Below are 17,175 nucleotides of genomic sequence, written 5' to 3'. Positions count from 1 at the left end.
CCGAGGACCAGGTAAATGAACACTCCCCACTCGCTCGCCTTTCCCGATGGCCCGCGCACCGATCTCGACGCGGCGCTCTCCGCGCTCATGTCGAGCGCCCAGAAGGTCGCCGACACGCAGGGCCGCCTTCGCGAACTGCTCAAGGCCAACCGGCTCGTCGTCGGACAGCTCGACCTTCCCACCGTGCTCACCTCGCTGATCGGCGCCGCGGTCGGCCTCGTCGACGCGCGCTACGGCGCCCTGGGTGTGCGGTCGGCCGACGGCGGACTCGAACAGTTCGTGCACGTCGGCATGACCGAAGAGCAGGTGGCACGCATCGGACGTCTGCCAGAGGGGCACGGGATGCTGGGCGCCGTGCTCACCGACGGAGCCCCCGTTCGCACGGCTCATATCCACGACGACCCGCGATCGGTCGGCTTTCCGGCCGCGCACCCCGCCATGGAGTCGTTCCTCGGAGTGCCCATCCGCGTGCGCGGCGAACTTTTCGGCAGCCTGTACTTCGCCGAGAAGCGCACCGGCGAGTTCACGGCAGAAGACCAGGAGCTGCTGACCTCGCTCGCGGCCACCGCGGGCATCGCGATCGACAACGCGCGAATGTTCGACGAGACCGCCCGCCGGCAGGCCTGGAGCGCCGCATCCACCGAGGTGGCCACCTCGCTGCTCTCCGACGACGCCGAGTCGCCCCTGCACCTCATCGCCGATCGCGTGGTCACCCTCGCCGACGCCGACCTCGCCTGCATCGTGCTGCCCGCGACGGCCACGACCGTGATCGTCGACACGGCGCGCGGTCGGCTCGCGGGCGACCTGCAGGGCCTCGTCGTTCCCGCCGACGGCACCCTCTCCGGCCGGGCCCTGCAGTCGCACGAGATCCTCGTCACCGCCAACCTGCAGACCCTCACCGAGGTCTCGGGCGTGCCGCTGCAGCTCGGCCCGACCATCGCGGTTCCGCTCGAGACCCCTGACACCGTGCACGGCGCGCTCACCGTGTCTCGCTCCCCCGGCCGCGCCGGATTCTCCGCCGCCGACATCGAGATGATCACCGACTTCGCCCGCCAGGCCACGCTCGCGATCGACGTCGCCGCGGTGCGCTCCGACCGCCACCGGCTCGAGCGCGCCGAAGACCGCGGACGCATCGCCCGTGACCTGCACGACCACGTGATCCAGCGCCTGTATGCGGCGGGACTCGACATGCAGGCGTCGGCGCGGTCCGACGTCGGCGACGACACCCGCGCGCGTCTCGAGCGCCACATCGACATGCTCGACGCGGCGATCGTCGAGATCAGGACGGCCATCTTCGCGCTGGCCCCGCAGACCAGGGCCGGGCGGACGACCCTCAAGTTCCGGGTGATCGACCTTCTCGCCGAACTCGGCGACGTGTTCACGGTGACCCCGCGGCTCGCCTTCGCGGGCCCGCTCGACCTCCTGGGGTCCGATGGTGCCGCCGACGACCTCATCGACGACGTGCTCGCGGTCGTGCGCGAAGGGTTGAGCAACGTGGCGCGCCATGCCGACGCGACGGCTGTCGCGGTGCGGGTGTCGGCCGCCGAAGGTCGGGTCGAAGTGCAGATAGTGGATGACGGGGTCGGAATGCCGCACGAGAGAAACGAGAGCGGGCTCGCGAACCTCGCGGTGCGTGCCGCGAGATGGCGGGGTTCCCTGCGGGTGGAGCCGGGTGACGGCGACGGCACGGGCGCGGAGAGTGGCACAAGCACAAGCACAGGCATCGGCACCCGGTTGCGCTGGTCTGCCGAGATACCCACGTCGCCCGGGCCCGCACTCCACAGGGGAGGCACCGAATGACCCGGGTGTTCCTCGTCGACGACCACGAGATCGTGCGCGGCGGCGTCGCGGCCCTCATCGACTCGCACGACGACCTCGAGGTGGTCGGCGAAGCATCGACGGCCGCGCAAGCCAGGGCGCGCATCGCGGCGACCCTGCCCGATGTCGCCGTGCTCGACGTTCGACTGCCCGACAGCAGCGGAATCGACCTGTGCCGGCACATCCGCGCCACGCATCCCGAGATCCACTGCCTCATGCTCACCGCGTTCGACGACGACGAGGCGAGCGTCGCCGCCGTGCTCGCCGGGGCGGCGGGCTACGTGCTGAAGGACATCCGGGGGCAGCGTCTGATCGAGTCGATCCGGCTCGTGGCCGCGGGCCGCCGGCTCGTCGACCTGCAGATGTCACGCCGGGTGGTGGCATCCATCACCGGCGGGGCACGCAGCCCGGATATCGCGCTCTCCCCGCGCGAAGCGGATGTGCTGGCCCTGATCGCCGAGGGGATGACGAACCGGCAGATCGGGCTCGAGCTCGGGTTGGCCGAGAAGACCGTGAAGAACTACGTCACCGGCCTGCTGCGCACCCTCGGCATGGAGCGTCGCACGCAGGCTGCCGTCTACGGGGCGGCACGCCGGGAGCCCTGACCGGCGCTACTGCCCCGGTGCCGAGGACGCGGCCTCGACGTGCGCCGGGGCCTCCTCGCCCGTGTCTCCGCGGACGACGACGGTGGGCACCGCGGCGGCGCGCACGATGGCGCGGCTGACCGATCCGAGCAGGAACCGCGCGATGCGGGAGCGCCCGTTGATTCCGACGACGAGCATCCTCCTGCCGCTCGCGGCGTCGAGCAGCACGGTGGCCGCGTCGCCCTGCACTACCCGCTCGCGCACGGCGAGCGTCGGGTGCTCGCGGGTGACCGCGGTGACCGAGTCACGGAGTAGCGCCTCGTGCTGCGACCGCAGCAGTGCCGTGCGCGCGGCGTCGTCGGAGGCCCTCGCCGCGTCGGCCTTGGCGATGATCCGCGAGTCGAGCCAGGCGTGCACGACGTCGAGGGGCTCCCCGGAGCGGGCGGCCTCGGCGGCTGCGAACGCGAGTGCCGCGAGGGACGCGTCGGTGCCGTCGACCCCGACGACGATGCCGTGGCGGGCGATCTCGGCCGTGCTGGCCGGCACCGCGGGGATCACCGCGACGGGGCCGTTCGTGGTCGCCACGAGCCGGTCGACCACGAACGACTCGTGCCGGCGCCGCGACGAACTGCCGATCACCAGCAGGTTCGCCGATGACGACATCTGCCGCAGGATCTCACCGGGATCGCCGTAGACCACGTCGGTGGTGAGGTCGAGGGTGGGGTGGCAGGCGCGCAGGCGGGCACACTCGACCTGCACGTCGGCGCGTTCGGCTGCCACGCGACGGTCGACGTCGGTGGCCAGCTCGTGGCGTATCGGCTCGACGACGCGCACCAGTGCCATGGGAGACTCTGAGCGTTGCGCCCGGTCGGCAGCCCAGTCGGCGGCCGCCGAGGCCGTGTCGCCGCCGTCGGTCGCGGCGATCGTCGCACCGGTCACCAGGCGTGCGGTCATGGGATGCCCTCCGTATGGTGGCGACCAGCAAGGCCCCCTCATACAGAGTCGTTCGCGGCGCCCGGCCCGACCAGAGTCGAAGGTCCCGCACCGCACCCGCAGCGTCTACGTGGTCGCGCACCACCAGATGAGCAGCAGCGTCACCACGAACCCGCTGGCGAAGTTGAACCCGAGAAACCGCTTCCAGCCGCGGTTGGCCGACTCGGCGTTCTCGTCGCTGATCGACCAGAACGGCAGCACGCTGAGCGCGTACGGCAGCGCGAGCACCGACGCGATGGCACCGGGCAACCCGAGGAACAGCAGCAGCACCCCCGCGAGCACGTAGGCCACGAACGCGAGCCGCACGGTGGCGCGGCCGCCGATCTCGGTCGCGATCGACGAGATGCGGCCCTCCCGGTCGGCGACGATGTCCTGCACCGCCCCGAACGCGTGTGAGGCGGCGCCCCAGAGAAAGAACGACACCAGGATCGCGATGAGCCCTGTGGTGACCTGTGCTCCAGCGAGGGTGAGGCCGAATACCGCGGGCGAGACGAAGTGCACGCTCGACGTGATCGAGTCGACGAACGGGCGCTCCTTGAACCGCAGCCCGGGCGCCGAGTACGCGACGACGGCGAATACGCTGATCACGAGGACGACGGCCGACAGCGGCGACCCGACCGCGAACAGGTACACGAGGAACGGCACGTTGCTCGCGGCGGCCGCGATGAGCGTCGCGCGATGCACGCCGGGGTCGAGCAGCGCCCCCTCGACCCCGCCCTTGCGCGGGTTGCGCAGGTCGGATTCGTAGTCGAAGACGTCGTTGATGCCGTACATCGCCACGTTGTAGGGAATCAGAAAGTACAGCGCGCCGATCACGAGCACGAGGTCGACGTCGCGTGTGGTGACGAAGTACGCAGCGGCGAACGGGAACGCGGTGTTCACCCAGCTCAGCGGCCGCGATGCCACGAACAGGCTGCGAACGAGGCTCACGAGGCATCCACTCGGCTGGTCGGTCCGACCGCAGACCCGCCGCCAGACCCGCCGCCCGCACCGTCAGCGTCACCCGCACCAAGACCGGCGGGCCTGCGCCCCAGGATGATCCACAGCGACGGCAGCAGGATCACGGCGGCGATCGCGTAGGCGAAGTCCTCGAGCGGGGCGATGCCGATGAACTGGCCGGAGATCTTGTCTGCGTCGTAGGCCACCAGCCCGACCCCGATCATCACGTTGTCGAAGATCGCGGTCATGACGAGCACGATACCCATCGCGATGCCGATCGACGCCCAGCGCACCCCGGTGCGGAAGCCGGTGGCGGCGAGCGCGACGGCGACGATGCCCACCCCGGCGACGATCGCGAGGAAGACCGCGTTCATGGCCCAGTAGGTCATCTCGTCGCCCGCTTCTCGAGCAGCCGGCCGGCAGCACCGACCAGGTTCATCGTGAGGTAGCAGAGCAGGGTGAGGAAGAAGATCTCTTCGATCGGCAGCTCGGTGAACACCAGCAGCCCGGTCATGAACTCTGTCTGGCCGCGAAAGAAGATGCCGGAGGTGATGCCCACGACATCCCACGCGAGAAAGAACACGACGCCGACAACGAGCACGATGGCAGCTCTGCGCGGGTCACGCCAGAAGAATAACGAGTACCCCCGGTCGAGCACGACCATTCCGGCGAGCGAGACCAGCAGCGCCGCCAGGTACAGCAGCCCCACTAGCTTCGCTCGGCTGGCATCTCGGCTGGTGCGTCAGAGGTGGATGCCGCGGCCGTCGCCCCGGTCGTCGGCTCCGTCGCCGTCGCGGCCGGCGATGCGGCTGACGCGACGCCACCGCGCGCGACGCGGGCACCCGCGGTGCCGGTAGTCCCAGCCCCAGCGGGTGCAGCGGCACCCGCGGCGACCGTCGGGCGCAGCGGCTCGGGCATCGGCTCGGTCGACACGTCGCCCCGCAGCCGCTTGACGAGGATCTCGGCGCTGATCAGGCACATCGGCAGGCCGATGCCGGGGATGGTCGAGCCGCCGGCGTAGTAGAGCCCGTCGACGCGCTTGCTGATGTTGCCGGCGCGGAACAGCGCGCTCTGCTTGAGGGTGTGCGCCGGCCCGAGCAGCGTGCCGCTCCACGAGTTGAGGTCGGTCGCGAAGTCGCCGGGGCCCATGGTGCGGCGCACGACGATGCGGTCGGCGAGGTCGGGGATGCCGGCCCAGTTGGCGATCTGCGCGATCACGTGGTCGGCTGCCGCTTCGACCCTGGGGTCGCCGTCGCCGTCGATCTCGCCGCGCCCGATCGTCGGGTCGGACGGGATGGGCACGAGTACGAAGACGTTCTCGAAGCCATCGGGGGCGACCGACGGGTCGATGCCGCTGGGCTTGCAGACGTAGAGGGACGCGGGGTTGGGGATGGACGGGTTCTCGCCGAAGATGGCGTCGAACCCCTCCTTCCACTCCTCGGTGAAGAGCAGGTTGTGGTGCTCGAGCTGCGGCAGTTCGCCTTCGACGCCCAGGTAGAGCAGCAGCGCGCCGGGGCCGGGGGTGCGCTTGTCCCAGTACTCCTGGGGGTAGGTCTGCAGCTCACGGGGAAGCATCGTCGTCTCGGTGTGGTGGAGATCGGCAGCGCTCACCACGATGTCGGCGTCGATGGTGTGGGCCTTGCCCGCGGCATCCACGTATTCGACCCCGGTGGTGCGCGGCTTGCGGTCGTCGGTGACGAGGATGCGGGTGACGCGCGCGTCGGTCACGACGGTGACGCCCTCGGCGCGGGCGAGCTTCTCGATGCTGTCGATGAGGGTGATGAACCCGCCCATCGGGTAGAGAACGCCGTCGTCGAGGTCGAGGTGGCTCATCAGGTGGTACATGCTCGGCGTGATGAACGGCGACGAGCCGAGGAACACCGCGGGGAACCCGAGGATCTGCCGGAGGCGCGGGTCGGTGACGGTCTTCGCGGCGAGCGTCGACAGCGGCTGGAGCAGCAGGCGGGCGAGCTTCGGCAGCCGGCTGATGACGTCGCGGCGCAGCAGCGGGCGGAGGTCGGCGAACGACGTGTAGAGAAAGCGGCGCTTGGCCATCTCGTACGTGTCGAGAGCCGAGGCGAGGTACTTCTGCATGCGCTCGCGCGATCCGGGCTCGATGCGCTCGAAGATCTCGAGGTTCTCCTCCGGGTCGGCGACGATGTCGATCGATTCGGCGTTCTCGAACAGCACCCGGTAGCCGGGGTCGAGGGTCACGAGCTTGAGCTGCTCATCTGCGCTGGTGCCGAGCAGCTTGTAGAAGTGGTCGAACACCTCCGGCATCAGGTACCAGCTGGGCCCGAGGTCGAAGCGGAACCCGCGGTGCTCCCACGATCCGGCCCTGCCGCCGACCGACGGGCGGCCCTCGAGAACCGTCACATCGTGGCCATCCCGGGCGAGCAGGGCGGCCGAGGCCAGCCCGCTGATACCTGCACCGATCACGACGACGCGACTCATGCTGCATTCCTCCTGCTGAATGGTGTTGCGGTCATGCTGCTCATCCCGTTCTTCTGGGGATGCGACCGGATGCCGCGGCTGCGGCGATGCGCAGCTTGACCGGGTTCGGCACGCGAACGCGCGAGCGGACGAGCTGGTCGGCGGGCGTGGCTCGCAGGCGCGTCGACAATTCGGAGAATAGCCCCTGCGCCAGAGCAACTGCCTTACGCGACGATGGGGGAAGCATGGGAATGACGGCGGCGGATGCTTCGAGGTCGGCGTCGATGTCGTCGAGCAGGCGCACCTTGTCCCGTTCGGTGAACGAGCCCACGTTCACGCCGGGAAAGTAGCTGCGCCCGAGGCCCTGGAAGTCTGCCGCGAGGTCGCGGAGGAAGTTGACCTTCTGGAACGCGGCACCGAGGCGGCGGGCGCCGGTGACGAGCGCCGCGTCATCCGTCTCGCTCACCGGGTGCCCCAGCATGAACGCGCGGAGGCACATCAGCCCGACGACCTCGGCCGACCCGTAGACGTAGGCGTCGAAGCTCTGCTGGTCGTGCTCGACCTCGGTGAGGTCGGCGCGCATCGAGTCGAAGAAGGGGCCCACGAGTTCTGCCCCGAAGCCGGTCTCGCGCGCGGTGAGGGCGAACGCGTGCACGATGAGGTTGGAGCTGTACCCGATCGCCATCGCCTCGTTGGTGGCGACCTCGAGTTCGCTGAGAATGCGGGCGACCGCGAGGGAGTCGACCCCCGCGCCCGCCGCGCTGCCGTCGACGATCTCGTCGGCGATGCGCACCAGCGCGTAGATGTTCTCGACGTGCTGGCGAACGTCGGCACCGAGCAGCCGCGACGCGAGCCCGAACGAGGTCGAGTAGCGGCGGATGACGATGCCGGCGGTCTCCTCGGCTACCCGGTCGTAGAGCGAATCGCGGGCCCCCTGCCGGGGCGTCACCTGACCCGGCCCAGCACGGTGTCGACGACCGCGACGAGTTCGGTGGTGAGGGCGTCTGCCATGTCGTGCTCCCGGAGGTTGGCGACGGCACGGTGCGCGTGCTGCCGGGCGAGGTCGGCGGTGTACTGCCTGCTGCCGCACTCTTCGAGGACGCGCCGAACCTCGGCGGCCTCGGCGGTGGTGATGTCGGGCTTGCCGACCAGGTGACGGATGCTCGACCACTCGGGCTGCGCCATCGCGTGCGCGATGAGCACGGTGCGCTTGCCTTCGCGCAGGTCGCCGATGGTGCTCTTGCCGGTCTCGCTCTCGTGGCCGAACACCCCGAGCAGGTCGTCGACGATCTGGTAGGCGATGCCGATCTCGCGACCGAACCGGCCGAGCTCCTCGACGACGGTCTCGGGTGCCCCGGCGAGCACGGCCCCGGCCTGCAGCGGGCACTCGAACGAGTACACCGCGGTCTTGAGCCGCTCCATCGTGAGCACGTCTTCGACGTCGGGGATACCGGCGCCGACGCTCAAGTCGACGTCGATCAGTTCTCCCGCCGCTGAGGCGAAGAGCGCGTCATCCATGATCTCGAGAAGGCGCTCGCGCACGTCGCCCGTGACTCCGCTGCGGTCGATGAGCCGGTAGGCGTTGAACAGCGCCAGGTCGCCGGCGATGACCGCGACCGACAGACCGCGGTGCTCGGCGGCGGGGATCGCGACGCCCGCGGTGGTGGCGATGTCGCGGTAGCTGCCAGAGACGTTGGGGATGCCGCGGCGCGTGAAATCGCGGTCGATCACGTCGTCGTGCACGATGAGCGCGGTGTGCAGCAGCTCGAAGGCGGCGCCGACATACGCGGCGGCCTCCGGATCGTCTCCGCCGAGCCCCTCGTACGAGGTCATGACCATGCGGGGGCGGAACCTCTTGCCGCCGGATGCGCTGGACTCGAGGGTCGTCCAGAGGCGCACGTACTCGGTGCCGAAAACGGCCGCCCGGTTCTTGGCTAAACTGAAGAATCGATCCAGCACGGCATCGACTCGAGCTTGCCTTTCCGCCGAAAGTGCGTCGAGCTGCTGTGCGTTCACTCGCTAAGGGTAGCTGACCGGTATGACTGCAGTGACTGAACTGGTAGTACTCCTCGACGATCATGGCAATGCCATCGGCACCGCGGACAAGGCGGCGGTGCATACCACCGATACCGCTCTCCATCAGGCGTTTTCGTGCCACCTGCACGATGCGTCCGGTCGCGTTCTGGTGACTCGCCGGGCCCTCGCGAAGCGCACCTGGCCCGGCGTCTGGACCAACTCGTTCTGCGGTCATCCCGCCCCCGGCGAGGACATCGAGCACGCACTCGCGCGCCGTGCCATGCAGGAACTGGGCGTCACGGTGCAGTCGGTGAGCGTGGTGCTCGACGACTTTCGGTATCGCGCGGTCGATGCATCCGGCATCGTCGAGAACGAGATCTGCCCGGTCTACACGGCCGTGACGACCGACGAGATCCGGCCCAACCCCGACGAGGTGTCGGAGTGGGCGTGGCTCACGCCAGAAGACCTGCGGTCGGCCGTCGAGTCGGCGCCGTTCGCGTTCAGCCCCTGGCTCGGCTGGCAGTTGGAGCGACTGCCGGCGTAGGGCTCGCGGTCGCGCGCCGCCGTTCGACATTGCGCGCAGTCCGCTTCTGCGCCTCGGGCGTGTCGGGCATACCGCGCGTCCTGCGCCTGCCAGGCAGGATCGCGGCTGCCAGGGCGAGCGCCGCAGCGACCAGGAACGCGACGGTGAATCCCGCGGCGGTGATGACGAGCCCCAGGGCGGATGCCCCTACCGCCTGCCCCAGCACGAGCACGACGAACATCAGCGAGGTGCCCGCCGCAGCGCGGGTCTCGTCGATGCGGCTGGTCCACGCGATGAGCGCACCGGAGCCGGCGATGTATCCCCAGCCGAACAGCGCGAACGCCACCAGCGCCACGGCGGTCGAGCCAGGGAACAGGGCGAGCGCGGCGGTGGCCGCGGTGATCGTGAGCGTCGTGATGGTCCACGCGGCGCGCGGGGTGCGGGCGGCCATCACCCTGGCCGTCGCGATCACGGCAACCCCGCCGAACCCGAGGGCGATCCAGGCCACGGCAGACATGCTGTCGCCGGCGCCGGCGTCGACCATGAGCGTCCTGCCGTAGTTCCAGGCGGCAGCCGACCCTGCGCCCATGAGCAACGCGGCCACGATGATGCTGGCGTGGGCGGCGAACCACGTCGTCGTGACGGCGGGCTGCGGCATCCGCGAGTCATCGTCTTGTGCGCCGTCATCGCGGTTTACGTCGCCATCGTCCCCTGAGCCGTCGTCGTCTTCCACACCGTCGTCGCCTGACCCGTGCCGTCGGTCGAGCAGCAGCACCGCCGCCGCGACCGCGAGGCTGAACACGGCGGCGAGGGCCCAGGCCAGTCGCCAGTCGGGCAGCAGGACCAGCGCGAGCACGCCGGCCGCGACGAGCCCGGGACCGGTGCCCGCGTTCACGATCGCCTGGCTCGAGTCGCGCGATTCCCGCCGCACGGCGCGGGTGACGAGCTGGATCAACCCGGGCGACGCGACACCGGCAGCCACCGCCCCCACGATCGCGAACACCGCGAAGAGGCCGACGTTCGTCGACGCCGCCATGCCAGCGGGCCCGACCGTGCCGGCGATACCGGCCGTGACGACAAGTAGCCGGGGGTGCCGCGCGGCGACGAACATCCCCGCCACCGCACCCACGCAGTAGCCGACCGACGCCCCGGACGAGATGAAACCGGCGACCGCCGCGTCGAACCCGAGGTCGGCCTGGATGTCGGGCAGGAACAGGCCGTACGCCAGGCGCACCAGACCATAGGTGGCCGCGATCAGGCCGGATCCGGCCGCGACGAGCGCGAAGGCGCGGAACCCAGCGACATAGCTTAACAAAAACGGGCGTTTCATATTGGGGAGTCTAGGGTGCTGTCATGGGTATCCGCGCATCGACCGAGAAGAAGCTGTTGGATGCCGCCGACGAACTGTTCTTCACTGCCGGCATCAGTGCCACGCCCATCGATGCGGTGCTCGCGCGCGCCGGAGTGTCGGCGGCCACCCTGTACCGCGGCTACCCGAGCAAGGAAGCACTGGTCGCCGCGGCCCTCGACCGGCGGCACGCCTCATGGCTCGAGGTATGGGATCGCGCGATCGGTGGCCAGCAGACCTGGCGAGGCCGTGTTCTCGCGATCTTCGATGCGCTCGACGAGTTTCGCGGTCGCGCCGACGGGGCGCGCTGGTGCGCCTTCCTCGGGTCGGCCGCCGAGTACGCCGACGCGCCAGATGAAATCTCGGCTGCGGTCACGCGCGACACCGACTCGATGCGCGCACGCCTGCACGACCTCGCGGCTCCTGCTGGCGAGCCTCGAGCGACCGAGATCGCCGACCAGCTGCTGCTGATCGTCACCGGCGAACTCGCGATGCGCCTGCGCGACGCCCACCACGACAGCGCGATCGCCCGCACCATTGCGACCTCCATCGCCCGTTCCGACTAGCGGCCGCGCGGGTCACCCTCTAGTCGAGTTGGCTCTCGTCGCGCCGCGTGTCGGTGCGGTGGAAGTTCTGGAACGAGCGCGACGCCGTCGGCCCGCGCTGGCCCTGGTAGCGCGAGCTGTACGCGGCGGAGCCGTACGGGCGCTCGGCGGGCGACGACAGCCGGATGAAGCAGAGCTGCCCGATCTTCATGCCGGGCCAGAGCTTGATCGGCAGCGTGGCGACATTGCTCAGTTCGAGGGTCACGTGGCCGCTGAATCCGGGATCCACGAAGCCGGCCGTGGAGTGGGTCAGCAGTCCGAGGCGGCCGAGCGAGCTCTTACCTTCGAGACGCGCGGCGAGGTCGTCGGGAAGCGAGACGCGCTCGAACGTCGACCCGAGCACGAACTCGCCGGGGTGCAGGATGAACGGCTCGGCATCCTTTGCCTCGACGAGGCGGGTGAGGTCGGGCTGGTCTTCTGCCGGGTCGATGAACGGGTACTTGTGGTTGTCGAACAGGCGAAAGAACCGGTCGAGTCGCACGTCGATGCTCGAGGGCTGGATCATCTCGGGCGCCCAGGGGTCGAGCGCAACCCGCCCAGCGTCGATTTCGGCCCGGATGTCGCGGTCTGAGAGCAGCATGCCGCCATCGTATCTGCGGCGTGCGACCGCCAGACTCCGCCCTCCGGTACGGCGCGCGTTCCCCGGCGCCGGGCGCTGCGCACCGACGCGACCTGCGCCTACAATCGAAACCGGTTCCGTTGCATCTCAGGCGAGCGGACCGCGCGAGTGTAGTTCAATGGCAGAACTCCAGCTTCCCAAGCTGGTAGTGCGGGTTCGATTCCCGTCACTCGCTCCAACGGTGAATCACCAGGAAGTACAGCTCGACGCGCTGAAAACGGTAATTGGCGCGCACGCCGGCGGTGACCGCCTATCGTGGCCAGAGCTGAGTGGCCCCTGAATGGGGTGCGCCAGCCTACGAAGGAGTAGTCATGAGTGCATCCATTCCCCCGTCGGTCAATCGGCGAAAGGCGGTGGGTGTCGTCGTCGGTGGAGCCGTGATCGCCTCGCTCGGCCTCGGCGCACTGCCGATGACGGCGGCGACAGCATCCACCATCGAGACCGCTGCAGCACCCGACCAACCGACGCTCGAGTCGCGAACTACCGCGATCATCGAGGTCGATGGCCTGCAGTTTCGCGACCTCGACAAGAGCGGTGACCTGACGCCATACGAGGATTGGCGCCTCACCTCGGAGGAGCGCGCCGCCGACCTGGTCGGACGGCTGACGCTCGAGCAGCGGGCTGGCCTGCTGATGCACGCGAGCCTCACCGGCAATGGCACGTACGACCGGGAGGCGTTCGATCCGCTACTCGAGACGGGGCATATCAGCACCTATATCTCGCGACTGAGCGTGCCATCCGCCATCCTGGCCGACCAGCACAACCAGTTGCAGGAGGCCGCGGAGTCGCAGCCGTTCGGCATTCCGCTGAAGATCAGCACCGATCCGCGCAGCGGCTTCAGCGTGACCGAGGGCCAGACCGTATCGAACGGCGACTTCACCCCGTTCCCCGACGCGATCGGCCTGGGCGCCGTCGGTGACCCGACGGTCACCCTCGAGATGGCCGAAATCATCTCAGCCGAGTATCGCTCCGTTGGTATCTCTGAGGCGCTCTCGCCCCAGGCCGACCTCAGCACCGAACCGCGCTGGACGCGTCAGAACGGAACGTTCGGCTCCGTCGGTGCCACCGTGAAGGACCAGGTGCGGGCCTACGTGCAGGGACTGCAGGGCGGGTCCGACGGCCTCACCCCCGACGGCGTCGCGACCGTCGTCAAGCACTGGGTCGGCTACGGCGCCCAAGTGAACGGGTATGACAGCCACTACTACTACGGGCGCTACGCCGCATTCCCCGGCGACAACTTCGACGAGCACGTCCTGCCGTACGAGGGCGCATTCGACGTGAACGCCGCGGGAATCATGCCCACCTATTCGATTCTGCAGAACCTCGAGATCGACGGCGAGGAGATCGAACAGGTCGGCGCCAACCACAACGAGTTCCTCTTGCAGGACCTGCTGCGCGGCCAGTACGGCTTCGACGGCGTCGTCACCTCTGACTGGGGCATCGCGAACGACTGCCCGCAGGTGTGCCGCGATACGCAGCCACCCGCACCGTTCTTCGGATCGTGGGGCGTCGGCATGCCGTGGGGCGTCGAAGACCTCAGCCTGCCCGCGCGCTATGCGAGCGCGATCAACGCCGGCGTCGACATCATCGGTGGCAGCGACCAGCCGCAGTACATCATCCAGGCGGTTCAGGATGGCCTGCTCAGCCCGGAGCGGGTCATCGACGCCGCCTCCGGCGTGCTCGCGCAGAAGTTCGAGCTCGGCCTGTTCGAGGACCCGTATGTCGACCCGACCGCCGCCCAGGCATTCGTCGGTAGCGCCGAATCCCGTGCGGTCGGAACCGACATCCAGCAGAAGTCGCTGACCCTGCTCGCCAACGACGACGAGACCCTTCCGCTGACGGTAGCTCCCGGCACGTCGGTCTACCTTTACGGGGTCGCCCCCGAGGCTGCCGTCGCCGCTGGCATGACCGTGGTCGAGAACGCTGCCGATGCGGATGTCGCGATCATTCGTCTCGTCGACCCCACGGGTGGTGACGACCTGACCGACTTGGACTTCACCGGCGCCGAGGAGGATTTCGTTGCACTCAAGGCCGCGCACGACGCGGGTGCGATCACGATCGCCGTACCGCAGCTGTCGCGCCCTCTGGTGCTCGGCAACGTGGTCGAGAACTCCGATGCCGTTATCGGCGCGTACGGTGCCTCCGACGAGGCGCTGCTGAATGTCATCACGGGTGCGGCGCAGCCGGAAGGCACGCTGCCGTTCGAACTCCCCAGTTCGATGGAGCAGGTCGCTGCCCAGCTATCTGACGTGCCCAACGACACGGCCGACCCACTGTTCGAATACGGCTTCGGCCTGAGCTACGCCGCCGTGGTCGCCCCCGACCCGACGACGCCCCCGGCGACACCTGTCGCACCGGCGCCTGCTCCGTCTGCAACGGCACCCGACACCCTGGCGGCGACCGGAACGGATGCTTCGCTCGTTTTTCTCGCAGGTGCCTCGCTCCTCGCCCTCGGCGTCGGACTCCTCGTCGCGGCACGACGCCGCATCGCGAGCCGCGGTTGACCGGGTAGTTCGTAGGTAGTCACAGCAGTGGGGCGGCGGGGATACTCCCGTCGCCCCACTGCACGAAAACGGCCACCCCTCGGGGCGGCCGTTTCGGTCTAACGCGATGCAACCCCTGCTGACCTAGTTGTCTGAGGCGTCCTTTGCCTTCTCGGTCTGCAGACGGTCTTCGCCCATGGCCTGGTCCTTCTGGCCCTGTGCGGTCAGTTCTGCGTCATCGGTCTTCTTGCCGACGAATTCTTCTGCCTTGCCCGCAGTCTTCTGAACGGCGTCTTTTGCCTTGTCGCCAATGGACATGACGTTCCCTTCTGATGGTGGTCACCGGTTGGTCCGGGGGCTCAGGGCGATCGTATGCGCCGAGGCCGGGAGAAGCCTTCGCCCGTCACGGCATGGCGCCTGAGCACGTCACGGCCGCGGGTCCTCCTGGGCCCCCGTCGGCGAGAGCACGAACTCGTTGATGCAGACGTGGGCCGGAGCATCGAGAACGAATTGCACGGCAGATGCGACGTCGTCGGGGGTCAGCATCGTTCCCCTTGCTTCGGCGTCTGGCACCGCAGGTCGCATCGCAAGGAAGTCGGTGTCGGTGTCACTGGGGCAGAAGTGACATGCCCGCACCCCGTGCCGGTTCTCCTCGACGTTCAGCGAGTGGGCGAGCGCAGAGACCGCGGTCTTACTCGCGCTGTAGGCGACTCCGGAACCAGGGTTGAATCGCCATGCCGCGAACGACGACACGAACACGACCACCCCGTCGCGAGCCTGCCGCATCGATGGGAGCACCGCACTTGCGACTCCGGTCGCGGCGACCAGGTTGGTCTGCACGATTCTCGAGAAGTCCGTCATGGACTGGTCCCGCCAGAAGCGCTGCGGCGTGTTCAGCCCGGCCGAGAGCACGAGGTGGCTGACTCGCCCCCAGTGGTCGACGATTCGCTCGTGCGCGCGCAGCACGCTCTCCTGGTCGGTGACGTCGAGCGGAACGGCGAGCGCAGAACCGCCTTCGCTCGCGATCAGCGTCGATGTCTCGTCGAGCGGTTCGGGTCGGCGGCCACTGAGCGCGACCCGGTAGCCCGCTCGTGCTGCCGATCTCGCAACCGCACGCCCCATGCCGCTCCCGGCCCCGGTCACCCACAGTGTGCGGTCGCTGGTTTCGATGTTCTTCACGTCGTCAAACGTATGCTCATCGCTGGGGACACGCTGTTCGGCACTGTCACGGAATGGACGGATCAATGCAGATCGACTTCTCGGGCCAGGTAGTGGTCATCACCGGCGGGGCGCGCGGAATCGGCCGAGTCATCGCCGAGTACTTCGCGCGCGAGGGGGCCACGGTCGTCGCGCTGGACGTGAACCGTGTAGAACTCGACGCCGTTGCGCAGCGCTTCGACGACGAGGGGTGGTCGGGGGCGCAGTTCGAATGCGACGTGCGCAACGACGCCGACGTGCGTGACGTCATCGGCCGGGTAGTCGAGCGATTCGGTCGAATCGACGTGCTCATCAACAACGCGGGCATCAACGCCGTCGGGCTCGTCGAAGACCTCGATGTCGACCTGTGGGACCAGTGCTTCGCCGTCAACGTTCGCGGCACGTTCAACGTCTGCAAGGCCGTACTCCCCACGATGAAAACGCAGAAATCCGGACGCATCCTGAACGCGGCATCGTTCGCCGCCATCATCCCGAGCATCGGCGCCTCCGCCTATGGAGCATCGAAGGCTGCGGTCGTGCAGTTCACGCGAACGCTCGCCGGGGAGGTCGGCCCGTTCAACATCACCGCGAATTCCTATGCGCCCGGGATGATCCCCACCTCCATGAACGGATTCGCCGACATGACGGACGCGGAGCAGAACGAGAAGCTCGGCACCCTGACCATCCGGCGCTGGGGCGAGCCCGAAGACGTCGCGAAGCTGCTCTTCTTCATGGCCAGCGATCTCGCGAGCTACATCACGGGCACGCTGATCGACGTCAGCGGCGGCAAGTTCGCCACGCAGGTTCCCGGGGCGGCTTACGAATCCCTCACGTCGGACTGAGGTCGCGCCGCCCCGGCCGCGTGGTAACCGGGGTGGTCATCCGCGAATGTACGGGACGCAGCGTCCGTTGACATGCAAGCAACTACTTGCCTATGCTCGTTCCGTGTCGGAGATCTACAGGGCCCTGGCCGACGAGACCCGGCGGCTTCTCCTCGACGAACTCCTCACGCGCGACGAGCAGACCCTGTTTGAACTCTGCACGAAACTTGCGATGAACCACGACCTCACCCCGTCTCGCCAGGCCGTCTCACAGCACCTCGACGTGCTCGAAGCGGCCGGCCTCGTGCGCACCGAACGCCGCGGCCGCTACAAACTCCACACGATCGACACCACACCACTCGCCGAGATCGCGGAACGATGGCCCCTCCGAAAGGACCAGCAATGAAGCTCCAGACCGTCAGCATCTTCGTGAACGACCAGCAGCGGGCACTCGACTTCTACACCCAGAAACTCGGCTTCGCGATCGCAGCTGACGTTCCCATCGGCGAACACCGGTGGCTCACCGTCGTCGATCGAGATCGGGTGGATGCCACGCAGATCTCCCTCGAACCCAAGGCGCACCCCGCGGCCGTCGCCTACACCGACGCGCTTCTCGCCGATGGCATCCCCTTCTGCGTTCTCGGTGTCGATGACGTGCAGGCTGAGTACGACCGGCTCATCGGCGACGGCGTCACGTTCACCCAGCCCCCGACGAACATGGGGCCTGTCACGATCGCCGTGCTCGACGACACCTGCGGCAACCTGCTGCAGATCGCCCAGTTCACCGGCTGACGAA

At 68.7% G+C, this 17,175-nt stretch carries 19 protein-coding genes and 1 tRNA gene; 9 read left to right on the top strand and 11 right to left on the bottom strand.

The window, feature by feature from the left end:
* Nucleotides 1–15 precede the first annotated feature (15 nt).
* A complete protein-coding gene (locus tag G5S38_RS00385) occupies nucleotides 16–1,800 on the top strand; it encodes a sensor histidine kinase (protein ID WP_165063209.1) in 1,785 nt (594 codons plus the stop codon).
* Nucleotides 1,797–2,423 carry a response regulator gene (locus tag G5S38_RS00380; protein ID WP_165063208.1) on the top strand — a complete coding sequence of 209 codons (627 nt, stop codon included), beginning with the start codon at nucleotides 1,797–1,799 and terminating at the stop codon, nucleotides 2,421–2,423. The genes G5S38_RS00385 and G5S38_RS00380 overlap by 4 nt, the downstream gene beginning before the upstream one ends.
* 6 nt (nucleotides 2,424–2,429) lie before the next feature.
* On the opposite strand, the gene G5S38_RS00375 is transcribed toward G5S38_RS00380, so the two are convergent.
* The 7 genes from G5S38_RS00375 to G5S38_RS00345 form a co-directional block, all read right to left on the bottom strand.
* A complete protein-coding gene (locus G5S38_RS00375) occupies nucleotides 2,430–3,356 on the bottom strand; it encodes a universal stress protein (protein ID WP_165063207.1) in 927 nt (308 codons plus the stop codon).
* 105 nt (nucleotides 3,357–3,461) lie between these two features.
* On the bottom strand, nucleotides 3,462–4,325 hold the full coding sequence (locus G5S38_RS00370; protein ID WP_165063206.1) for a prenyltransferase: 864 nt from the start codon (nucleotides 4,323–4,325) through the stop codon (nucleotides 3,462–3,464).
* A complete protein-coding gene (locus G5S38_RS00365; protein WP_165063205.1) occupies nucleotides 4,322–4,723 on the bottom strand; it encodes a lycopene cyclase domain-containing protein in 402 nt (133 codons plus the stop codon). The genes G5S38_RS00370 and G5S38_RS00365 overlap by 4 nt, the downstream gene beginning before the upstream one ends.
* Entirely contained in the window at nucleotides 4,720–5,043 is a 324-nt protein-coding gene (locus G5S38_RS00360) for a lycopene cyclase domain-containing protein (RefSeq protein WP_165063204.1), read from the bottom strand. The genes G5S38_RS00365 and G5S38_RS00360 overlap by 4 nt, the downstream gene beginning before the upstream one ends.
* Entirely contained in the window at nucleotides 5,043–6,788 is a 1,746-nt protein-coding gene (gene crtI / locus G5S38_RS00355; protein ID WP_165063203.1) for a phytoene desaturase family protein, read from the bottom strand. The genes G5S38_RS00360 and crtI overlap by 1 nt, the downstream gene beginning before the upstream one ends.
* A 40-nt stretch (nucleotides 6,789–6,828) precedes the next feature.
* Nucleotides 6,829–7,716 carry a phytoene/squalene synthase family protein gene (locus G5S38_RS00350; protein ID WP_165063202.1) on the bottom strand — a complete coding sequence of 296 codons (888 nt, stop codon included), beginning with the start codon at nucleotides 7,714–7,716 and terminating at the stop codon, nucleotides 6,829–6,831.
* Nucleotides 7,713–8,783 (bottom strand): polyprenyl synthetase family protein, encoded by a 1,071-nt coding sequence (locus G5S38_RS00345; RefSeq protein ID WP_165063201.1) that lies wholly within the window; start codon nucleotides 8,781–8,783, stop codon nucleotides 7,713–7,715. The genes G5S38_RS00350 and G5S38_RS00345 overlap by 4 nt, the downstream gene beginning before the upstream one ends.
* A gap of 22 nt (nucleotides 8,784–8,805) precedes the next feature.
* Here G5S38_RS00345 and idi point away from each other — a divergent pair, with 22 nt between their 5' ends.
* Nucleotides 8,806–9,327 carry an isopentenyl-diphosphate Delta-isomerase gene (idi, locus tag G5S38_RS00340; protein ID WP_165063200.1) on the top strand — a complete coding sequence of 174 codons (522 nt, stop codon included), beginning with the start codon at nucleotides 8,806–8,808 and terminating at the stop codon, nucleotides 9,325–9,327.
* On the opposite strand, the gene G5S38_RS00335 is transcribed toward idi, so the two are convergent.
* Nucleotides 9,284–10,636: an MFS transporter gene (locus G5S38_RS00335; RefSeq protein ID WP_165063199.1), complete on the bottom strand. Its 1,353-nt coding sequence runs from the start codon at nucleotides 10,634–10,636 to the stop codon at nucleotides 9,284–9,286. The genes idi and G5S38_RS00335 overlap by 44 nt on opposite strands.
* Before the next feature lie 23 nt (nucleotides 10,637–10,659).
* Here G5S38_RS00335 and G5S38_RS00330 point away from each other — a divergent pair, with 23 nt between their 5' ends.
* A complete protein-coding gene (locus G5S38_RS00330) occupies nucleotides 10,660–11,220 on the top strand; it encodes a TetR/AcrR family transcriptional regulator (RefSeq protein ID WP_165063198.1) in 561 nt (186 codons plus the stop codon).
* A 19-nt stretch (nucleotides 11,221–11,239) separates the two neighbouring features.
* Here G5S38_RS00330 and dcd read toward each other — a convergent pair whose 3' ends face one another.
* On the bottom strand, nucleotides 11,240–11,839 hold the full coding sequence (dcd, locus tag G5S38_RS00325; RefSeq protein WP_165063197.1) for a dCTP deaminase: 600 nt from the start codon (nucleotides 11,837–11,839) through the stop codon (nucleotides 11,240–11,242).
* 143 nt (nucleotides 11,840–11,982) lie between these two features.
* On the opposite strand from dcd, the gene G5S38_RS00320 reads away from it, so the two are divergent.
* Together G5S38_RS00320 and G5S38_RS00315 are read left to right on the top strand one after the other, a co-directional pair.
* Nucleotides 11,983–12,056, top strand: a tRNA-Gly gene (locus tag G5S38_RS00320).
* A 133-nt stretch (nucleotides 12,057–12,189) separates the two neighbouring features.
* A complete protein-coding gene (locus G5S38_RS00315; protein WP_201276537.1) occupies nucleotides 12,190–14,382 on the top strand; it encodes a glycoside hydrolase family 3 protein in 2,193 nt (730 codons plus the stop codon).
* 123 nt (nucleotides 14,383–14,505) lie between these two features.
* Here G5S38_RS00315 and G5S38_RS00310 read toward each other — a convergent pair whose 3' ends face one another.
* Both G5S38_RS00310 and G5S38_RS00305 read right to left on the bottom strand, forming a co-directional pair.
* Nucleotides 14,506–14,679 carry a CsbD family protein gene (locus tag G5S38_RS00310; protein WP_165063196.1) on the bottom strand — a complete coding sequence of 58 codons (174 nt, stop codon included), beginning with the start codon at nucleotides 14,677–14,679 and terminating at the stop codon, nucleotides 14,506–14,508.
* A 108-nt stretch (nucleotides 14,680–14,787) separates the two neighbouring features.
* The gene (locus G5S38_RS00305) at nucleotides 14,788–15,540 is read right to left on the bottom strand and encodes an SDR family oxidoreductase (RefSeq protein ID WP_235928819.1); all 753 of its coding nucleotides are present in this window, start codon (nucleotides 15,538–15,540) and stop codon (nucleotides 14,788–14,790) included.
* 53 nt (nucleotides 15,541–15,593) lie between these two features.
* Between G5S38_RS00305 and G5S38_RS00300 the strand changes: the two genes are divergently transcribed.
* The 3 genes from G5S38_RS00300 to G5S38_RS00290 all read left to right on the top strand — a co-directional run bounded on the left by G5S38_RS00300 (nucleotide 15,594) and on the right by G5S38_RS00290 (nucleotide 17,171).
* Nucleotides 15,594–16,400 (top strand): SDR family NAD(P)-dependent oxidoreductase, encoded by an 807-nt coding sequence (locus G5S38_RS00300; RefSeq protein ID WP_328796022.1) that lies wholly within the window; start codon nucleotides 15,594–15,596, stop codon nucleotides 16,398–16,400.
* Nucleotides 16,401–16,503: 103 nt separating this feature from the next.
* On the top strand, nucleotides 16,504–16,785 hold the full coding sequence (locus G5S38_RS00295) for an ArsR/SmtB family transcription factor (protein WP_165063195.1): 282 nt from the start codon (nucleotides 16,504–16,506) through the stop codon (nucleotides 16,783–16,785).
* Nucleotides 16,782–17,171 carry a VOC family protein gene (locus tag G5S38_RS00290; protein ID WP_165063194.1) on the top strand — a complete coding sequence of 130 codons (390 nt, stop codon included), beginning with the start codon at nucleotides 16,782–16,784 and terminating at the stop codon, nucleotides 17,169–17,171. The genes G5S38_RS00295 and G5S38_RS00290 overlap by 4 nt, the downstream gene beginning before the upstream one ends.
* The last annotated feature ends 4 nt before the right edge of the window (nucleotides 17,172–17,175 follow it).

It is taken from the genome of Marisediminicola senii, assembly GCF_011057645.1.
In the GTDB taxonomy this organism is placed as follows: domain Bacteria; phylum Actinomycetota; class Actinomycetes; order Actinomycetales; family Microbacteriaceae; genus Marisediminicola; species Marisediminicola senii.
The sequence above is the reverse complement of the archived record's forward strand: the minus strand, read 5'-3'. Positions and strand labels throughout refer to the sequence as shown.

Excerpts from the sequence above, each read along its gene's own strand:
- G5S38_RS00290 (WP_165063194.1), top strand. The coding sequence starts at position 16,782 with ATGAAGCTCCAGACCGTCAGCATCTTCGTGAACGACCAGCAGCGGGCA.
- crtI (WP_165063203.1), bottom strand. The coding sequence starts at position 6,788 with ATGAGTCGCGTCGTCGTGATCGGTGCAGGTATCAGCGGGCTGGCCTCG.
- G5S38_RS00330 (WP_165063198.1), top strand. The coding sequence starts at position 10,660 with ATGGGTATCCGCGCATCGACCGAGAAGAAGCTGTTGGATGCCGCCGAC.
- G5S38_RS00365 (WP_165063205.1), bottom strand. The coding sequence starts at position 4,723 with ATGACCTACTGGGCCATGAACGCGGTCTTCCTCGCGATCGTCGCCGGG.
- G5S38_RS00310 (WP_165063196.1), bottom strand. The coding sequence starts at position 14,679 with ATGTCCATTGGCGACAAGGCAAAAGACGCCGTTCAGAAGACTGCGGGC.
- dcd (WP_165063197.1), bottom strand. The coding sequence starts at position 11,839 with ATGCTGCTCTCAGACCGCGACATCCGGGCCGAAATCGACGCTGGGCGG.
- G5S38_RS00380 (WP_165063208.1), top strand. The coding sequence starts at position 1,797 with ATGACCCGGGTGTTCCTCGTCGACGACCACGAGATCGTGCGCGGCGGC.
- G5S38_RS00335 (WP_165063199.1), bottom strand. The coding sequence starts at position 10,636 with ATGAAACGCCCGTTTTTGTTAAGCTATGTCGCTGGGTTCCGCGCCTTC.
- G5S38_RS00300 (WP_328796022.1), top strand. The coding sequence starts at position 15,594 with ATGGACGGATCAATGCAGATCGACTTCTCGGGCCAGGTAGTGGTCATC.
- G5S38_RS00315 (WP_201276537.1), top strand. The coding sequence starts at position 12,190 with ATGAGTGCATCCATTCCCCCGTCGGTCAATCGGCGAAAGGCGGTGGGT.
- G5S38_RS00385 (WP_165063209.1), top strand. The coding sequence starts at position 16 with ATGAACACTCCCCACTCGCTCGCCTTTCCCGATGGCCCGCGCACCGAT.
- G5S38_RS00375 (WP_165063207.1), bottom strand. The coding sequence starts at position 3,356 with ATGACCGCACGCCTGGTGACCGGTGCGACGATCGCCGCGACCGACGGC.
- idi (WP_165063200.1), top strand. The coding sequence starts at position 8,806 with ATGACTGCAGTGACTGAACTGGTAGTACTCCTCGACGATCATGGCAAT.